General features: G+C 71.4%; 13 protein-coding genes. 5 read left to right on the forward strand and 8 right to left on the reverse strand.

All coding sequences use genetic code 11. The features are described 5' to 3' along the window. Positions 1-143: 143 nt before the first annotated feature. Together Phou_RS04845 and Phou_RS04850 are read right to left on the reverse strand one after the other, a co-directional pair. Positions 144-1,049 carry a homocysteine S-methyltransferase family protein gene (locus Phou_RS04845; protein WP_173053906.1) on the reverse strand — a complete coding sequence of 302 codons (906 nt, stop codon included), beginning with the start codon at positions 1,047-1,049 and terminating at the stop codon, positions 144-146. A 27-nt stretch (positions 1,050-1,076) separates the two neighbouring features. Then, positions 1,077-2,216, reverse strand: coding sequence for a trans-sulfuration enzyme family protein (locus Phou_RS04850; protein WP_173053908.1), 1,140 nt, complete (start codon positions 2,214-2,216; stop codon positions 1,077-1,079). A 198-nt stretch (positions 2,217-2,414) separates the two neighbouring features. Here Phou_RS04850 and Phou_RS04855 point away from each other — a divergent pair, with 198 nt between their 5' ends. The 4 genes from Phou_RS04855 to Phou_RS04870 are packed head-to-tail and all read left to right on the forward strand — an operon-like array spanning position 2,415 to position 6,707. Then, positions 2,415-3,767, forward strand: coding sequence for a nucleotide sugar dehydrogenase (locus Phou_RS04855; protein ID WP_173053910.1), 1,353 nt, complete (start codon positions 2,415-2,417; stop codon positions 3,765-3,767). Beyond that, positions 3,764-4,741 carry an NAD-dependent epimerase/dehydratase family protein gene (locus tag Phou_RS04860; RefSeq protein ID WP_173053912.1) on the forward strand — a complete coding sequence of 326 codons (978 nt, stop codon included), beginning with the start codon at positions 3,764-3,766 and terminating at the stop codon, positions 4,739-4,741. Before Phou_RS04855 ends, Phou_RS04860 begins: the two co-directional genes overlap by 4 nt. A 26-nt stretch (positions 4,742-4,767) precedes the next feature. After that, the gene (locus Phou_RS04865; RefSeq protein ID WP_173053914.1) at positions 4,768-5,901 is read left to right on the forward strand and encodes a DegT/DnrJ/EryC1/StrS family aminotransferase; all 1,134 of its coding nucleotides are present in this window, start codon (positions 4,768-4,770) and stop codon (positions 5,899-5,901) included. A 35-nt stretch (positions 5,902-5,936) separates the two neighbouring features. Further along, on the forward strand, positions 5,937-6,707 hold the full coding sequence (locus Phou_RS04870) for a class I SAM-dependent methyltransferase (RefSeq protein WP_173053916.1): 771 nt from the start codon (positions 5,937-5,939) through the stop codon (positions 6,705-6,707). 42 nt (positions 6,708-6,749) lie between these two features. Here the strand turns inward: Phou_RS04870 and Phou_RS04875 are convergent, their stop codons facing one another. The 5 genes from Phou_RS04875 to Phou_RS04895 form a co-directional block, all read right to left on the reverse strand. Then, positions 6,750-8,249 (reverse strand): B12-binding domain-containing radical SAM protein, encoded by a 1,500-nt coding sequence (locus Phou_RS04875; RefSeq protein WP_173053918.1) that lies wholly within the window; start codon positions 8,247-8,249, stop codon positions 6,750-6,752. Positions 8,250-8,405: 156 nt separating this feature from the next. Then, entirely contained in the window at positions 8,406-9,638 is a 1,233-nt protein-coding gene (locus Phou_RS04880; protein WP_218578746.1) for a cytochrome P450, read from the reverse strand. Beyond that, positions 9,638-10,651 carry a methyltransferase gene (locus Phou_RS04885; RefSeq protein WP_218578748.1) on the reverse strand — a complete coding sequence of 338 codons (1,014 nt, stop codon included), beginning with the start codon at positions 10,649-10,651 and terminating at the stop codon, positions 9,638-9,640. The genes Phou_RS04880 and Phou_RS04885 overlap by 1 nt, the downstream gene beginning before the upstream one ends. Before the next feature lie 26 nt (positions 10,652-10,677). Next, a complete protein-coding gene (locus tag Phou_RS04890; RefSeq protein WP_173053920.1) occupies positions 10,678-11,955 on the reverse strand; it encodes an NAD(P)/FAD-dependent oxidoreductase in 1,278 nt (425 codons plus the stop codon). 205 nt (positions 11,956-12,160) lie between these two features. Continuing rightward, on the reverse strand, positions 12,161-12,979 hold the full coding sequence (locus Phou_RS04895) for a hypothetical protein (RefSeq protein WP_173053922.1): 819 nt from the start codon (positions 12,977-12,979) through the stop codon (positions 12,161-12,163). Positions 12,980-13,325: 346 nt separating this feature from the next. Between Phou_RS04895 and Phou_RS04900 the strand changes: the two genes are divergently transcribed. Continuing rightward, positions 13,326-13,772: an enediyne antibiotic chromoprotein gene (locus tag Phou_RS04900; RefSeq protein ID WP_173053924.1), complete on the forward strand. Its 447-nt coding sequence runs from the start codon at positions 13,326-13,328 to the stop codon at positions 13,770-13,772. Positions 13,773-13,864: 92 nt separating this feature from the next. Here the strand turns inward: Phou_RS04900 and Phou_RS04905 are convergent, their stop codons facing one another. Then, positions 13,865-16,447 (reverse strand): ABC transporter permease, encoded by a 2,583-nt coding sequence (locus Phou_RS04905; RefSeq protein WP_173053926.1) that lies wholly within the window; start codon positions 16,445-16,447, stop codon positions 13,865-13,867. Between the last annotated feature and the right edge of the window lie 93 nt (positions 16,448-16,540).

Below are 16,540 nucleotides of genomic sequence, written 5' to 3' on the forward strand. Positions count from 1 at the left end.
TCCGGGCTACCGCGACGTCCGCGGCGGTCCGGACCGTCGCGCGCGGCCTCGCCCGCCGCGGTGGCCAAGCTCAGATCGTGGTACGCACCTGCCCCTCTGAGGCGTATGCGTACCACGATCCGTTCCGCGCCCACAGGCGCGGCTCAGTCCTTGACGAGGCGCGACATGGCGGCGATGTGTTCGGGAGTGGCGCCGCAGCAGCCGCCGACCATCGCCAGCCCGTAGTCCTGGCGCCACCGGGCCATCAGCTCGCCGAACGCCTCCGGCTCCAGCGCGGCCGGCAGCTCGCCGTCGAAGTGGGTCCAGCGGGGCAGGCTGCTGCGGTCCTCGACGTTGGGGTACGCGCCGATCGGGCCGGAGCAGGCCTCGCGCAGCGCCCGCAGGCAGTCCTCGGTGTCCGCCAGCGCGGTGCAGTTGACAAGCACCGCCTCGGCACCGTCGGCCTCCACGGCCTTGGCGACCCGGTCGAGCGGTTCGCCGGACAGCAGCCGGGCGCCGCTGTCGCAGATGAAGCTCACCCACGCGCGGCGGCCGCCGGCCAGCGCCGCCTCGAGGGCGATCCGGGCCTCGCGCTCGCTGTTCATGGTCTCGATCAGCGTGAGGTCGACGACGGTGGAGCGGCTCAGCTCGGTGGCCAGCCACGCGTGCTCGGTGCGCAGCTCCTCGTCGCTCGGCACCAGGTCCGGCCGGTAGCAGTCCTCGACGGGCGCGACCGAGGCGGCGATCTGCGTCCGCGGCGTACCCGCGGCGTTGCGGGCGGCGAAGGCCACGCCGACCGCGGCGTGGACCATCCAGGCCAGCCCGGCGTCCTGCAGGCCGGCCCGGCTCAGCGCGCGGAGGTTGCACCGGAACGTGTTCGCGGTGATCACGTCCGCGCCGGCGCTCAGGAAGCGCTCGTGCGTGTCGCGCAGCACCGTGCGGCGCGCATCCGTGAGCACCGCGCGGGTCGTCCACCAGGGTGCGCTCAGCGGGACGCCGGCGCGGCGAAGCTCGGTGGCCGTGCCCCCGTCGAGGCGCAGTGTCGCGGGACCGTTGTCGGCTCGGCTCATGTCTGTGTGCTCCTCCCAGCGGGTTGGTCACTCCTCGGCGCGGAGGGCGGCGAGAAGGTCGTCCACGAGATCGACGGGGTCCTCGATGCCGATGGACAGGCGGACGAGGCTGTCGGTGATGCCCAGGCGGTCCCGCTGGTCCTTCGGCACGCCCCAGTGGGTCATCGTGGCCGGGCACTCCACAAGCGACTGCACCGCGCCGAGGCTGACCGCGCAGATGAAGATCCGCAGGCGGTCCATCAGCTTCTGCGGGTCGCCGCGGTACTCGAAGGAGATCATCGAACCGGGCGCGGTCATCTGGCGGGCGACCACCTCGCGCTGCGGGTGGTCCGGCAGGCCGGGGTAGTACAGCGCGCCGACGGACGGCTCGGCACGCAACGCCGCCACCACCCGCTGCGCGCTCTCCACCTGCCGCTGGATCCGCACGGACAGCGTCTTGAGGCCGCGGTGGATCAGGAAGCAGTCGAGGCCGCCGGGCACGTTGCCCGCGGTGGTGCGGTAGCGCAGGAAACCCTCGTGCAGCGCGGCCTCGTCGGTGACCAGCGCGCCGCCGACCGCGTCGAGGTGGCCGGCGATGAACTTCGTGGTGCTGTACAGCGACACGTCCGCGCCATGCGCGAGCGGCTGCTGCAACGCGGGGCTCGCGAACGTGTTGTCCACGACCACGTACGCGCCGAGGGCGTGCGCCCGGCGGCTGACCTCCGCGATGTCGGTGACCTTCAGCATCGGGTTGGTGGGCGTCTCGACCCACACCGCGCCCAGGTCGGGCCCGGCGGCGTCGAACGCCGCGTCGCGGGCGGCCGGGTCGGCCAGGTCGACCTGCGTGATCCGGATCCCGTAGCCGGCGAGCAGGGCGAACAGCGAATACGTGCCGCCGTACACGTCGTCGGAGGCGAGCACGGTCTGCCCGGGCGACAGCACGGAGAGCGCGGTCATGCCGGCCGCCTGCCCGGAGGCGTAGACGGTGGCGAACCGGGCGTCCTCGAGCGCCGCAAGGCAGCTCTCCAGGTCCTCCCGGGTGGGTTGCTCGCCGCGCGCGTAGAAGTAGCGGGGCGGATCCTGGACCCGCCGTTCGTAGGTGGTGGCGACGTGGATTGGCGGGACGGCCGCACCGGTACCGGGCGACGCTTGCTGTCCTATGTGGACGAGCCTGGTGTCGAAACGCATCTGCCCCTCGCAAAGCGCCGCGGATCGAACGGAGGCGTTTGAGTTTAACATGACATAGTCTCTTGGAGACCAGCCACGCCCTCAGCAGCTTGGCAACCTCGCTCCCCCGATCACATGCTTTAATGAAGCATAGCGATCAGGAGCCCCGCGCAGGCCGGCATCGCCGCCGGCGGTCGAGAAGGGTGGTGCGCAGCCGTCATGCGTTTTCTCCCCGATTCACACGCTCCCTCGGTCACGGTCGTCGGCTTCGGCTACGTCGGGTCCTGCCTGGGCGTGACCCTCGCCGAGCGGGGCCTCCGCGTCACCGGCGTCGACAGCAACCGCGCGCTCGTCGACGAGCTGCGCGACGGGCGCTGCCCCATCCCCGAGCCCGGGCTCGCCGATGCCGTCGCCCGGCTGGCCGGCTCGGGGCGGTTCACCTGCACCACGGGGTACGAGGACGCCGGCGCGACCGACGTCGTGGTCATCACCGTCGGCACGCCCGTCGGCCCGGACCACCGGATCGTCACCGACCAGCTCGAGGAGGCGTGCAAGCGGCTCGCCACCCGGCTGCGCCGCGGGCAGCTCGTCGTCGTCAAGAGCACCGTCCCGCCAGGCACCACCCGCGAGCTGGTCCTGCCCCTGCTGGAGCGCAGCGGGCTGGTCGCCGGGCGCGACTTCGGGCTGGCGTACTGCCCCGAGCGGCTGGCGCAGGGCAGCGCGCTGCGCCAGCTCGCCGAGCTTCCCGTGGTCGTCGGCGGCTACGACCCGGAGAGCACCGCGGCCGCCGTGCAGTTCTGGAAGCAGGCGCTCGACGTACCGGTCCAGACGCTGCCCGGCCTGGAGACCGCCGAGGTGGTCAAGCTGGCCTCCAACTGGTGGATCGACGTGAACGTGGCGCTCGCCAACGAGCTGGCCCAGTTCTGCGCCCCGCACGGCGTGGACGTGCTGGACGTGATCGCCGCGGCGAACGCGCTGCCCAAGGGCGAGGGCCGGGTCAACATCCTGCTGCCCAGCGTCGGCGTGGGCGGCTCCTGCCTCACCAAGGACCCGTGGATGGCCTGGCGGGCGGCCGCCGACCGGGGCATCGCCCTGGAGACCGTCGAGACCGCGCGCCGGGTAAACGACGCCATGCCCACCCGGGCCGGCCAGCTCATCGCGGACGAGCTGGCCGCGCTGGGCAAGGCGCCGGCGGAGTGCACGGTGGCGGTGCTCGGCGTCGCGTTCAAGAGCAACACCGGCGACCTGCGGGACACCCCGGTCGTCGGGGTGGTCGACGCGCTGCGCGCCACCGGCGCCGCGGTGCGCCTCTTCGACCCGCTCGCGGACCCGGCCGACGTGGAGGCGCGCTTCGGCGCCCGGCCGGTCGCGTCGGTCGAGGCCGCGGTGTCCGGTGTGGACGCGATCGCCATCCTCGCGGGCCACCAGGAGTTCCACCGGCTCGACTTCGCGCGGCTGCGCGCCGAGGTGGCCATGCCGTGCCTCATCTTCGACGGCCGGATGTACTACCCGCCGGACACCATCGCCGACCTGACGTCGCTCGGCTACCGGTACCGGGGAGTCGGCCGATGACCGCGGTCGTGACCGGTGGCAGCGGCTTCATCGGCAGCCACCTCGTGGAGCGGCTTGCCGTGGAGGGCGGCCAGGTCCGCACGTTCGACCTCGGCCCTCCCCCGCCCGACGCGGGCGCGCACACCGCCGGCGTGGAGCACGTCGTCGGGGACATCCGCGACGAGGCCGCACTGCGCAGTGCGATCCGGCCGGGCGTCGAGGTGGTATACCACCTGTCGGCGGTGGTCGGCGTCGACCGGTACCTCGCCTCCCCGCTGGACGTCATCGAGGTCAACCTGCTCGGCACCCGCAACGTGCTGCGGCTCGCGCACGAGGTGGGCGCGAAGGTGGTGGTCGCCAGCACCAGCGAGATCTACGGCAAGAACCCCCAGGTGCCGTGGGCCGAGGACGGCGACCGCGTGCTCGGGCCGACGAACACCGACCGCTGGTCGTACTCGTCGAGCAAGGCGCTGGCCGAGCACCTCACGTTCGCGTACGCGCGCGGCACCGGCCTGCGCGCCTGCGTCGTGCGGTACTTCAACGTGTACGGCCCGCGCCAGCGCCCCGCCTACGTGGTCAGCCGCACCATCCACCGGGTGCTGCGCGGCGAGCGCCCGCTCGTGTACGACGGCGGCCTGCAGACCCGCGCGTTCACGTACGTCGCGGACGCGGTCGCCGGCACGCTGCTGGCCGGCGCCGACCCCGCCGTCGACGGCGAGATCGTCAACCTCGGCAGCGACCGGGAGAGCACCGTCGCCGAGGTGGTGGAGCTCGTCTGCGCGCTGTCCGGCACCGGGCTCTCACCGAAGCCGCTGGCGACCGGCGAGGCGTTCGGCGCCGCGTACGAGGACATCCCCCGCCGCGTGCCCGACGTGGCCAAGGCGCGGCGGCTGCTCGGCTGGAAGTGCGAGACCCCGCTGCGCGAGGGCATCGACCGGACGATCCGGTGGGCTCGGGCGAACCCGTGGTGGATGGCGCCCGGCCTGCGCACCTGAACCCCTACCGAGGAAAGGGCCGAACCATGATCCCCTTGTTCAAGGTCGCGATGTCGCCGGCGGCGATGGGCCGGATCGCGGACGTGTTCAGCAGCGGCATGATGGTGCACGGTCCCACCGTGGGCGCGTTCGAGGAGGCACTGCGCCGGGTCGTCGGCAACCCGCACCTGGCCGCGGTCAACAACGGCACCAGCGCGCTGCACCTGGCCATGCGGCTGGCCGCCGACCCCGGTCCGGGCGCCGAGCCGCGGCCGGCGGGGCGGGACGAGGTGCTGGCGACGCCGCTCACCTTCGAGGCGGCCAACTTCGCGGTGCTGGCCAACGGGCTGCGCCTGCGGTGGGTCGACGTCGACCCGGGGACGTTCACCATCGACCTCGACGACCTGGCCCGCAAGATCTCGCCGGCCACCGCCGCGATCTCGCTGGTGCACTGGGCCGGCTACCCGGTGGACCTGGACCGGCTCAGCCGCATCCTGGACGACGCCGAGGCCGCGCACGGCCACCGGCCGCTGGTCGTCGAGGACTGCGCGCACGCCTGGGGCACCACGCTGCGCGGCCGCCGGCTGGGCAACCACGGCAACGTGTGCATCTTCAGCTTCCACGCGCTCAAGCACCTGACCTGCGGTACCGGCGGCATGATCACGCTGCCCGACCAGCGGATGCACGAGCGGGTGCAGCTGCTGCGCTGGCTCGGCATCGACCGGCGGGCCGACCGGATCAACGCGAGCTACGACGTGCCGGAGTGGGGGTACAACTTCCAGCTCAACGACATCGCCGCCGCGATGGGGCTGGCCAACTTGGAGATCGTCGACGAAAACCTGCGCCGGCACCGGGCCAACGCCGCCTACTACGACGAGGAGCTGGCCGGCGTGACCGGGCTGGAGCTCACCGACCGCGCGCCCGGCCACGACTCGTCGTTCTGGCTGTACCCGCTCAAGGTCCGCGACCGGGACGCGTTCATGCGGAAGATGACCGAGGCCGGCATCGCGGTGACCCGCTTCGTGCGGCGCAACGACTGGCACTCCGCCGTGCGCGAGTTCCGGGTCCCGCTGCCGGGCCTCGACGGCGTCTACGACCAGATGGTGTACATCCCGGTCGGGTGGTGGCTCACCGAGGAGGACCGGGCGTACGTCGCGAAGACCATCCGGGCCGGTTGGTGACCGCGTCCGGCCGAGCGCTACAGGAGGGGCAGAACATGACGACCGTCGAGCAGCCGGCGGAGCGCGTGGACTACGGCGGCTACTACGGGCCGCTGAGCCAGTGGTACGACATGGTCTACATCGGACGGGGCAAGGACTTCACCAGTGAGGCCAAGGACGTGGCCGCCATCATCCGGGCCCGCCGCCCCGACGCGACGTCCCTGCTCGACGTCGGCTGCGGTACCGGCGAGCACCTGCTCCGCTGGCGCACGATGTTCGCTCTGGTCGAAGGCGTCGACATCTCGCCCGACATGCGCGCCGTCGCGCAGGCCAAGGTGCCCGACGTGCGGATCCACCTCGGCGACATGCGCGACTTCGACCTGGGCCGTACGTTCGACGGCATCTGCTCGCTGTTCAGCACGATCGGCTACATGACGTCGACGGCCGAGCTCGACGCCGCGATCGCCAACCTCGCCCGCCACCTGACCCCCGGCGGCGTGCTCGTGGCGGAGCCGTGGTGGTTTCCCGAGCAGTTCCTCGACGGCTACATCGGGCACGACGTCGTCGTGAGGGAGGGCGCCACGGTCGCCCGGGTGGTCCGCACGACGATGGTCGACGGCACCGCGCACCTGGAGGCCCACTACGCCGCCGCGGACGCGGACGGCATCCGCAGCTTCGTGCACGTTCAGCGGTTCACCCTGTTCGAGTACACCGACTACCGCGACGCCTTCGTGCGCGCCGGCTGCGACGTCGAGTACCTGCGCGACCCGGGCGCCAACATGACCAGCACCGGCCGCGGCCTCTTCGTCGGCGTGAAGCGCGGTTAGGGCCCGTCTCCCGGAGACGGGCCCTGACCAGGGGGTCTGGCTCTATTTCGTGGCCGTCTGCCGCTTCTTCTCGACGTACCAGGGCCTGTTGATCTCCTCCCACGCACGGTGCCGGATCTCCTCGAGCTTGTCGGCCGGCACGAGGGTTCCGCTCATGTTGGCGTGGTAGATGTTCATGTTGTCCGGATCGAAGTCCGGGGAGAAGTGCCCTTCGGCGATCGACAGGTCGTAGAGGGCGGAGCCGGGCAGCGGCACCACGACGAAGAAGCTCGCGGCGTCCATGCCGTACGACATGTGTTCGCGGGCGAGCTGGAGGGTCGTCTCGATCTCCTCCATCGTCTCGTCCGGGTACCCGATCATGTAGTTGCCGGTGATCCTGAAGTTGTACTCCTTCATCGCGACGATCAGCGACTCGATGTCGGCCATCTCGATGTTCAGCTTGTTGCTGGCGTACTTGCGCATGACCCGCAGGTTGCCCGTCTCGAACGGCAGGTTGATCTGGGTGAAACCCGCGTTCGCCAGCGCCTCCAGGACCTCGTGGTCCGCCTTCCACTTCTTCAGCAGGTGGATGATGTTGATGCCGTTCAGGTCGCAGATCGTGAAGCCGGCACCCTGGATCTTCCGCAGCAGCCGCAGCCCCCGCCGCTTGTCACCCAACAGCGAGTCGTCCTCGATGAAGACGTCCGTCACGCCGAGGTCCTTGAGGAAGTCGAGCTCGGCCAGCACCCGGTCGTCCGACTTCACGCGGAACTTGCCGATCGGCCCGGCGATGCTGCCCTCCTGCTCGCCGGAGATGTGGCAGTACGCGCAGTGGAACGGGCAGCCCAGCGAGGTCATCAACTGCGCGTACCGCAGCTCGACACCCGGCTCGAACATGCCCGAGTGCGGCCGGGCAATCTTCCAGTACCGCTTGTTGGGCAGGAGGTCCCAGGCCGGCATCGGCAGCTTGTCCAGGTCCCACACCACGTCCTTGGACCGGGCGGGGTTGATCCGGGTGACTCCGCTGGAGTCGACGAACGCCACCCCGTGGATGGACGAGTAGTCCGGGCGGCTCGACTGCCGGACCGCGTCGATGATCTCCACGATGGTGAACTCGGCCTCCGACAGGCAGACCACGTCGAACCCCGCATCGAAGAACCGTGGCAGGCGGGACCGCGCGTTCACTCCCCCGGAGATGAGGATCTTGTCCGGGTACGCCTCGCGGATCTGCCGCGCGCAGTGCAGGACCCTCGTCTCCTGGTCCGTGAAGATCGACGAGATGCCGATGATGTCGTAGTCCGCCGCCACCTCCAGGACCCGCTCGTCGCTGACTCCGGTGCGCATGTAGCCGCTGGGCAGCATCGTGGGGTTGTCGAACATCTCCTGGAGCGGGTCGTCCCCGTCACCGACGCAGGCGTCGAAGATCCGCACGTCCACGCCGTGGGCGCGCACCGCACCGGCCAGGTTCGGGTAGGCGAGCGACGCGTTCGGCTTGTTCGTCGTCCCCACGGGGGACTGGACCGGCGGAGAGAGCAACAGCACCCTGACATCGCGAAGAGCCATAGCAAAATACTATCAGTATTTAAAGCGTTCACAAGACCGCGATGCTGGCGGCAGAGGGCATGACCAGCAACCTTCGACCGTGACCGTCCACAGTGCAGCGCGCCCCCACCTGGGCAGCGGTCCGGGCCACGGCGGACGTCGCGGCAGCTCGCCTCTTCAGCCCACCGCCACCGGGAAGAGGTCGAGCCCGCGGCCGATCCAGGTGTCGCGCCGGACCGGTTCGCCGGCGACCGCCATGTCCGGGAAACGGCGCAGCAGGCGGGGAAGCGCGATCCGCGCCTCCATCCTGGACAGTGGCGCGCCGAGGCAGAAGTGGCCGCCGGCGCCGAGGCTCAGCGGGACGAACGGCGGCCGGTCCGGGTCGAACCGGTCCGGGTGGGCGAAGCGGCGGGGGTCGCGGTTGCCGGCGGCGAGCATGATGACCAGCTTGGTACCGGCCGGCACCAGCTGGCCGGCGAGCGGGACATCGCTCCCGGCCCACCGGCTCGTCGCCTGCACCGGCGGCTCGAAGCGCAGCGTCTCCTCGACGTACCCGGTGGCGAAGCCCGGCTCGCCGCGCAGGCGGGCGGCGTGCGCCGGCGTGCGCAGGGCGATCAGCAGCGCGTGGCCGAGCAGGAAGCTCGTCGTCTCGAAGCCGGCCGTGAGCATCAGCATCATGTTGCCGATCAGCTCGTCGCGGCTGAGCCGCTCCCCTTCGGTGTCGTGCGCCTGGACCAGCGCGCTGGCAACGTCGTCCGCCGGCGCCGCACGGCGCCGCGCGACGAGGTCGTCGAAGTAGGCGGCCAGCTCGTCCATCGCCGTGTCGGCCACAGCCAGGCGATCCACATTGGTGATCCCCTCCAGTGCGATCGTGATCCGTGCCGCCACGTCGCGGAACCACGCCTGGTCCCGCTCGGGAACGCCGAGCAGCTCGCTGATCACGGCGATCGGCAGGCGCGAGGCGAACTCGGCGATGAAGTCGACCGGCCCGTCCGCGCCCAGCTCGGCCATCCGGTCCAGCAGCCGGTCGGTGACCCGCTCGATCGGTCCGCGCAGGGCCTCCACCCGCCGCGGCGCGAACCCGTGGCTGACCAGCCGCCGCATCCGCGTGTGGTCCGGCGGGTTCCGGTAGAGCATCGAGTCGGTGTACGCGCGCAGCGACGAGTGCGCCCGCCAGGCGGGGTAGATCTGGTCGTAGCTCTCCCCGTCCTGCACCCGCAGCCGCGTCTCGCGCAGCGCCTCGTCGCACTCGGCGTACCCGACGGCCACCATGAGGCCGGGCTTGACCGCGACAAGCCCGCCGTGGGCGCGGATCACCTCGTACAGCGGGTACGGGTCGCGCCGACCCTCGGGTGACACCAGGGCGGCCACCGCCTCGCGGGGGCCCATCGTGCGCGTGCCGGCCGGCATCAGCGGGCCGCGCTGAGCTGGACGACGGACAGCTGCCGGGCCGGGTGCACGGCCCTCACCGCGAGCCCCACCCGCGCGGCCAGCTCGCCGATCTCGGCGACGCCGCGCGACTTGCCCGCGGTGAGCGTGAGCATCCGCAGGTCCATGCCGCGCATCGGGGAGGCGCCGTCCGGGCCCACGTTCTCCGCCACGAAGACGGAGCCGGTGGCGCCCGCGGCGGCCGCGCACGCGCGCAGGATCCGCAGCGCCATGTGGTCCGGCCAGTTGTGCAGCACCCGGAAGACGAGGTACCCGCCCGCGCCCGCCGGCACCGACTCGAAGAAGTCACCGGTCACCACGTCGGCCCGGTCCGCCACACCGGCGGCCGCCAGCGCCTTGCGCGCCGTCTCCGCCGTGTCCGGCCGGTCGAAGACGGTGCCGCGCAGCGACGGGTACGCGGTCAGCAGCTCGGCCAGCGCCGCGCCGTTGCCGCCGCCCACGTCCACGACGTGCCCCAGCGCGCCCCAGTCGTAGCCGGTCGACACGAGCGCCCGCGCCCGCTCCGGCACCTGCCCGCCGAGCAGGTCGTGGAACGAACCCGACCGCTCCTCGTCGTCGTTGACGTCGTCCCAGAACGAGCGGCCGAACAGCAGCGGGAACGCCGGCTCGCCGGTCCGTACACTGTGGAGCAGATGGACGAAGGCGAGCTCGCCCCGTCCGGCCCCCTCGATGTCCAGCCAGCCGCGGACCGCGGCCGGGTGGTCGTCGCGCAGCGCCTCGCCCAGCGCGGTCAGACCGTACCCGCCGTCGCCCTCGGCGACCAGCACGCCGCGGGCGGCCAGGTACCGCATCAGGCGCTCGAGCGCGTCGGGGTCGCAGCGGGTCAGCGGCGCCAGCTCCGCCGCCGTGCGGTGACCGGCGGCGAGGTGGTCGGCGATGCGCAGGGTGGCCGCCACCCGCACCGCCATCGGCAGGGCGAGCTGCGCCATCGACCAGAGCGCCGCGCCGGCCTGCCGCTCGTCGGGTACGGGCATCGCTGCTCCCATCCGTGCCTGCCGGCTCACTCGAACCGGTCGGGGAAGATCGCCTTGAGCCCGGTCAGGCCGGAGAGCATCGTCGCGAAGTCGATCTCGGCGGAGCGGGTACCGTCCGGGCCGATCGTCTGCTGCGCCTTGGCCCGGTAGTCGTCGCGGGAGCGGTCGCGGTGGTAGAAGTAGCGGACGAAGGAGAGCAGCGAGTCGAGAAACTCGCGGTACGCCTTCTCGTAGCGGTCCAGCTCCAGCTCCTCGGCGTCCGGTTCGCGCAGTGCCCGGTCCACGGCGGCGGCCGCGCCGTGCGCCGCGCGCAGCGCCAGCGTCACGCCGGTGGACAGCAGCGGGTCGATGAACGCGGCGGCGTCGCCGATGAGCGCCCAGCCCGGCCCGTGGAAGCGGGTGCAGGTGTACGACCAGTCCTTGATGGTGCGGAAGCCGCTGGCCCGGAACGCTCCGTCGGTGAGGACCCGGACCTCCTCGCTGCTTGCCATCTGCCGCGCGTACAGGTCCTCCAGGCTGAGCCCCGACTCCTGGTACGCGGCGATCGGCGTCACGTAGCCGATGCTGACGGTGCCGTCGTGCAGCGGGATGAACCAGAACCAGCCCGGCGGGCGGCTCTCGGTGAGGATGTCGCCGAAGCGCTCACCCTCGTACCGCTGGCAGCCCTGGTAGTAGGCCCAGATCGCGATGTTGCGCAGGTCCTCGTGCCACTCGACCAGGTCGAGGTGGCGGCCGAGCAGGTGGGTCTGCCCCGAGGCGTCGACAAGCATCCGGCAGCGCGCGACCCGCGCCCCGTCCTCGCCCTTGCGCTGGTACCGCACGCCGACCGCGCGGTCGCCGTCGAAGAGCGGCTCGCGGACCGTGGCCTCCTCGATGACGCGCGCGCCGAGCTCCCGCGCCCGGCCCAGCAGGATCGCGTCGAAGTCGGCCCGCCGCACCTGGTACGAGTGCTCGTAGTTGGACGCCTGCGCGAAGCGGAAGCCCCACCGCCGGCTGTCGGCGCCGCCGCGCGGGCCGAGTGCGCGCCACCCCTGGGCCGGGCGGGTGTCCTCCTTGCCCCACACAAGGGTGCCGCCGTACTTCTTGGTGAAGCCGGCACCGTCGAGCCGCTCGCGCAGGCCGAGTTCCTCCAGGACCGGGAGCACGCCGGTGATCAGCGACTCGCCGATGTGGTACCGCGGGAACTTCTCCCGTTCGAGCACCAGCACGCTGTGGCCGCGCGCGGCGAGCAGCCCCGCCGTCGCCGCGCCGCCCGGGCCACCGCCGATGACGACGGCGTCGAAATGCTCCACGGGTTCGACCATTGCTGTCCTCCGTCCGGCACCGCACCTGGCCTCGGGCCAGGGGGCCGCGCGTCGACTGATCGCGACTCACGAAAAGTGAAGTCACGCTGAGGCCCAGTCTCCCGCCGGTTCCGCGGGCGCCGCATCTCCCGGGTTGCGCTACCGCGAAGACGCCGGTGGCACGCCGGCGCGAAGCCGGCGTGCCACTGCTCGGTGCGGACTCGCGTCAGATGTGGCCGGCGGCGCGGAGGCGGTCGGACGGGACGGCGAGCAGCTGCTCGATCTCCGCGGGCGAGGCGGCGCAGGCCTCGACGTACACGTTCTCGACCGCCGCGTAGGCGACGTACTGCTCGGTGGTGATGTCCATCCGCTCTTGCGAGACGGGCGCGTGCTCGACGCACTCCTTGGCGACCGTCTCGAAGGACCCGAGCTCCGGGCCGGGCTCGATCGGGCAGGACTCGATGGGTTCGATCTCGGCTTGGGTGACGTTTGTGAACTTCATCGTTGACTTGTACGCGAACGTGCTCATGCCCTTGACGGCCGGCGCGGGGACCTCGGACAGGCTGATCGACGCGGTCAGCTTCTTCTCCGGCCAGCTGATCGTGCCGGACGAGCACGTGCCCACGGCTTCGCGAAGCTTGGCCAGGTCGAGGCCGCCCTTCACGATGCCCACCGCGCTCTGGAAGGGCGTACGGCCGGACTTGGTCGGCCGCGAACCGGCCTGCATCCACCCGGTCGCCTGCGCGTCTCCGAGGGCGATCTGCAGCGCGCCCAGGCAGCTCTGCGGCGTGACGACCATGCCGCCCTGGTTCACTGCCTGGTTGGCGGCGCTGATGGGCGCCTCCTGGTACTCGGTTCCCTCCGGGTGTTCGGCCTGCGTCAGCAGGAACGGTTGGATCTGCTCAGCGGTCATTGCCGGCGTCCCGGCTGCGGACGCCATCGACACCCCCGTGGACCGCGCGGTGTAGAGGTAGACGGCGGCTGCGGCGACTGCCACGGCAAGCAGCGCCGCTAGCACCGTGATCCGACGGCCCGTACTGGTCATGTTTCACTCCTAACCGGATGTTGGAGATCCTTGTCACAAGAATCCCATGATCAGGTCGCTGATCGCTATATAAGACTGAAGCTATATTTGCGGATGATGCGATACTCCATCCTCCGATCGGGCATCATGGCACGCCGTGCGGCCAGCGAAAACGACGGCAAATCAACCCATTGCCAGCAGACCCTGGCGGAGTAGACGTCCGGGTTGACGCCCGACTTATCCGCAGCTAGCTTCTAAAAGCGATAGCGTGCCGGTTATCCGCCGGAACGCTGTCCTCCTGCGCGCCGGAGACCTTCCTGTCCAACCCGGACAGACCCTGCTCAATCAGGTATTGGAGGGCACTACAGTGCGTTCAAACAGCAGGATTCGTCGGGCGGTTCGCCTCGCCCTGGTGCCGGTCGCGGTGCTGGCGATGGCCCTCGCCGGCCAGTCCGCGGCGCAGGCGGCCGAGCCGGAGGCCGCCGCGGCGAGCATCAGCGTCTCGCCGTCCACCGGCCTGACCGACGGCCAGAGCGTGACCGCGTCGGTCACCGGCCTCTCACCCGAGGCCGCCGTCGGACAGTGCACGTTCGTCAGCAACGACGTGGTCTGCGACCCGGGCAGCTGGGTCCAGTTCCCGACCAGCGGTGGCAACGGGTCGTCCGCGCTCACCGTGCACCAGTCGTTCGAGGGGTTCACCGTGGCGGAGGACGGGACGTTCGCCTACTGGGGCACCGTCGACTGCACGGTCCTGCCGTGCGTCGTCGGCGGCACCGACGGTCTGGTGGTAGTCACCGCCGCGATCTCGTTCTAGCGGCGGCCGCTCGGATCAGCTGATGGCCGTGTGAGGTGCCGGACCCGCCCCGCGGGTCCGGCACCGTCCACTCCTGACTGTTTGTATCCGGACTACTCGTACGCGATGGCCCGCAGCACGTCGAGCCGCGCGGCCCGCCAGGCCGGCCAGACCGCCGCGAGCACCCCGGCCACGGCGGCGACCGCCACGAAGACGAGCAAATTGGTCCAGGGGATCGCGACGGTATTGAGCAGGTCGATGTTGCCCAGGGCGAGCGTGAGCACCACACCCAGCCCGACGCCCAGCGCGATGCCGAGCAGGCAGCCGAAGACCGACAGCACCACCGACTCGGTGACGATCATCCAGGTGACGCCGCGCCGGCTCATGCCGACCGCACGCAGCATCCCGAGCTCGCGGGTGCGCTCGTAGATGCTCAGCAGCAGTGTGTTGATGATGCCCAGCAGCGCGATCAGGATGGCGACGCCGAGCAGGACCGAGATGATGGCCAGCGCGGTGTCGACGAGGGTGGAGAGCTCGTCCACGAGGCTGGCCCGGTCGCCGACCCGGACCAGCGGGAAGTCGTTCATGATCTGCTCGATCCGGGCGATGGCCGCGTCCGCGTCGGCGCCCTCGTCGAGGCTGGCGTACCCCTGGTACACGAGCGGGCCGGCGAAGTACTGGATCGCCGACTTGGACACGAACATCGTGTCGGTCAGGATCGGCGTCGCCTCGTAGATGCCCACGAGGAGGTACGGCTGCGCGTCGCCCTTGTCAGCCTTGAGCCGCACCGTGTCGCCGACCTGCCAGCCGTGCGTCTTCGCGGTGTTTTCGTCGGTGGCGAGCTCGCCGGGGCCGAGCGCGCGCAGCGTGCCGGCGACCGTCTCCATGGCGAACATGTCCCGGACCACCGTCAGGTCCTCGACCGCGAACGTGCCGCCGAACGGTGGCGTCGAGCCCTCGGCGCGGGTCTGGCGGGACACCCAGAACGGGACCATCCGCTCCACCTCGGGGAGCTCGCGCACCTGCCGCAGCGCCTCCTCGGAGTAGCCGGTCTCGCCCGGTACGCCGGACAGGTCGGTCTGGATGACCACCTCGGCGCCGAGCGTGGCGGTCACCGTGCGGTCGATCGAGGTGGTGAACGAGTGGCCCACCACGCTGGCGGCGCTCACCAGCGCCACGCCGATCATCAGCGCCGCGGCGGTGACGGAGGTACGGCGCGGGTTGCGCAGCACATTGGCGACGCCGAGCCGGCCGCTCACGCCCCACGCCACCGCGCGGCCGACAAGGCCGGCCACGGGCCGGGTGAGCAGCGGGGACAGCAGCCCGAGACCGGCGAAGACGAGGGCCATCCCGATCCAGATGCCCGCGATGACGTAGCCGCTGCTGGTGCCGACCGCCAGCGAGACGGCCAGCATCGCCGCGCCGGGCAGCGCGATCGAGGCGGCCACCAGCGAGAGGGTGCGCAGCGGCTTGTCGGGGGCGGCGACGTCACGCATCGCGGCCAGCGGCGGCACCGAGGAGGCGCGCATCGCCGGCAGGAACGCGGCGGCGACGGTCACCAGCACGCCCACCGTGTACGCCAGCACGACCGGCACGACGCCGACCCGGACGCCGGCGTCGGGGAGCTGGCTGCCGCCGAACGAGCCGACCGCGGCGCTGCCCGCGTAGCCGAGCCCGATGCCGCCGAGCAGGCCGAGGGTCGCACCGACGAGGCCGATCAGCACCGCTTCCACGAGCACCGAGCCGGTGACCTGGCCCCAGCTGGCCCCCATGGCCCGAAACAGCGCGAGCTCCCGGGTGCGCTGGGCGACAAGGATGTTGAACGTGTTGAAGATCAGGAAGATGCCGACGAGCAGCGCCACGATGGCGAACGGGCCGAAGAAGTAGGTGGCGAGCTGGGACAGTCCCTCTTGGACCTCGCTCGCCCCGTCGGCGTTGGCCTGCACGCCGGTCTTCGCCTCGAAGCCGGCCGGCACCACCGCTGCCATCCGGTCGCGCAGCTCCTGCTGTGACAGCTCGGGAGCGGCCCGGAAGGACGCACCGGAGTACTGGCCGGTCTGCCCGTAGAAGAGCCGCTGCGCGTCGGCCAGCGGGAAGGCCACGAGCGTCTCGCCGGCCAGCGACGGCCGGTCGCCACTGTAGACGGCGATGCCGACCACAGTGGACTCCGTGGCCGCGGGGGCGCCGGGAAGGTAGACCTTGATCCGGTCGCCGAGGCCCGCGTGCGCCTGCTCCGCCGTGTACCGGCTCAGCGCCACCTCGCTCCCGGCGCTCGGCCACCGCCCCTCGGCGATCTCGATCAGGCGCAACGGGTCGTCCTGGCCGCTCACGCCGACGCCGAGCTGCGGCGTTCCCGACGTACGCACCGGCTCGCCGTCGCGCAGGTCGAACGGCACCACGCCGAGCGCGCTGACGTCGCCGGAAACCCCGTCGACCCCCTCGACGGCGGCCAGCCGGTCCAGGTCCTGCTGGGTCAGCCGCGGCTGGGGGTGGTCGTTTTCCGCGTCGTCGGTGAGCGTCACCTGCACGTCGACGTTCTGGTTGATCGACGAGTACAGCCGCTCGAAGCGGGCACCGAGCGAGTCGGTGAGCACGAACGCGCCGGACAGGAAGGAGACGCCCAGCACGATCGCCACGACGGCGAAGGTGAGACGGAGCTTGCGCGACAGAAGGCCCCTCAGGCTGGCCCGCAGCATACCGCTCTCCCTCGTCGATCGGAGCTCGCCGATTGCCGGGCTACACGATACTGAAGTGTGTTGTCGCTGGCTACTTCAGGCACGGCAACGCGT

Origin of the sequence: Phytohabitans houttuyneae (assembly GCF_011764425.1) — a bacterium.
Lineage (GTDB): Bacteria > Actinomycetota > Actinomycetes > Mycobacteriales > Micromonosporaceae > Phytohabitans > Phytohabitans houttuyneae.